The sequence below is a fragment of the Staphylococcus sp. EG-SA-2 genome (assembly GCF_017152085.1).
This window is the reverse complement of record NZ_JACYHC010000682.1, coordinates 1-2,000: the sequence shown is the minus strand read 5'-3', so window position 1 is coordinate 2,000 and position 2,000 is coordinate 1. Positions and strand designations below refer to the sequence as shown.

Genomic DNA, 2,000 nt, shown 5'->3' with positions numbered 1-2,000 from the left:
TGATCAAGCACCTTTAAATCCTGATACAACAAATGAAGAAGTAGCGGAAGCTATTGAACGTATTAATGCAGCTAAAGTTTCTGGTGTTAAAGCAATTGAAGCGACAACGACTGCACAAGATTTAGAAAGAGTTAAAAACGAAGAAATCTCAAAAATTGAAAATATTACTGACTCTACGCAAACAAAAATGGATGCCTATAATGAAGTTAAACAAGCTGCAACAGCTAGAAAAGCTCAAAATGCTACAGTTTCAAATGCAACAAATGAAGAAGTAGCAGAAGCTGATGCAGCAGTAGAAGCAGCTCAAAAGCAAGGTTTACATGACATCCAAGTTGTTAAATCAAAACAGGAAGTTGCTGATACAAAATCAAAAGTATTAGATAAAATCAATGCAATTCAAACACAAGCAAAAGTTAAACCTGCAGCTGATACAGAAGTAGAAAACGCATATAATACACGTAAACAAGAAATTCAAAATAGCAATGCTTCAACTACAGAAGAAAAACAAGCTGCATATACAGAATTAGATACTAAAAAGCAAGAAGCAAGAACAAATCTTGATGCTGCAAATACAAACAGTGCTGTAACAACAGCTAAAGACAATGGTATTGCTGCAATTAATCAAGTTCAAGCTGCCACAACTAAGAAATCGGATGCTAAAGCAGAAATTGCTCAAAAAGCAAGTGAACGTAAAACAGCAATCGAAGCAATGAATGATTCGACTACTGAAGAACAACAAGCAGCGAAAGAAAAAGTTGATCAAGCTGTTCTGTCTGCAAACGCTGATATAGATAATGCTGCAGCAAATACAGATGTAGATAATGCAAAAACTACAAATGAAGCTACAATCGCAGCCATTACACCTGATGCAAATGTTAAACCTCAAGCGAAACAAGCAATTGCAGATAAAGTACAAGCTCAAGAAAAAGCAATTGATGCTAATAACGGTTCAACAACAGAAGAAAAAGCAGCTGCGAAACAACAAGTCCAAACTGAAAAAACGACTGCTGATGCAGCAATAGATGCAGCACATACAAATGCGGAAGTTGAAGCGGCTAAAAATGCAGAAATTGCTAAAATTGAAGCGATTCAGCCAGCAACAACAACTAAAGATAATGCGAAAGAAGCAATTGCTACGAAAGCGAATGAACGTAAAACAGCAATCGCTCAAACGCAAGACATTACTGCTGAAGAAATTGCAGCGGCTAATGCGGACGTAGATAATGCTGTGACACAAGCAAATAGCAACATTGAAGCTGCTAATAGTCAAAATGATGTAGACCAAGCGAAAACGACAGGTGAAACTAGTATTGATCAAGTAACACCAACAGTTAATAAAAAAGCAACTGCACGTAATGAAATCACAGCAATTTTAAATAACAAATTGCAAGAGATTCAAGCTACGCCAGATGCAACAGATGAAGAAAAACAAGCAGCTGATGCAGAAGCAAATACTGAAAATGGTAAAGCAATTCAAGCCATTGCAGCAGCAACTACTAACGCACAAGTTGATGAAGCTAAAACAAATGCAGAAGCAGCGATTAATGCGGTAACACCAAAAGTTGTGAAGAAACAAACGGCTAAAGATGAAATTGATCAATTACAAGCAACGCAAACAAATGTTATCAATAATGATCAGAACGCTACAACTGAAGAAAAAGAAGCAGCTATTCAACAATTAGCAACAGCAGTTACAGACGCGAAAAATAATATTACAGCTGCAACTGATGATAATGGTGTAGATCAGGCGAAAGACGCTGGAAAGAATTCAATTCAAAGCACGCAACCAGCAACATCGGTTAAATCAAATGCTAAAAATGATGTTGATCAAGCTGTGACAACTCAAAATCAAGCAATTGATAATACAACTGGTGCTACAACTGAAGAGAAAAATGCAGCAAAAGATTTAGTTTTAAAAGCTAAAGAAAAAGCGTATCAAGATATCTTAAATGCACAAACAACTAATGATGTTACGCAAATTAAAGATCAAGCAGTTGCTG

The 2,000-nt window shown here is 36.4% G+C and carries 1 pseudogene; it reads left to right on the top strand.

Annotated elements, in window-relative coordinates:
• Window positions 1–2,000: pseudogene (gene fmtB / locus IDG60_RS12305) on the top strand (LPXTG-anchored DUF1542 repeat protein FmtB); the annotation flags it as partial.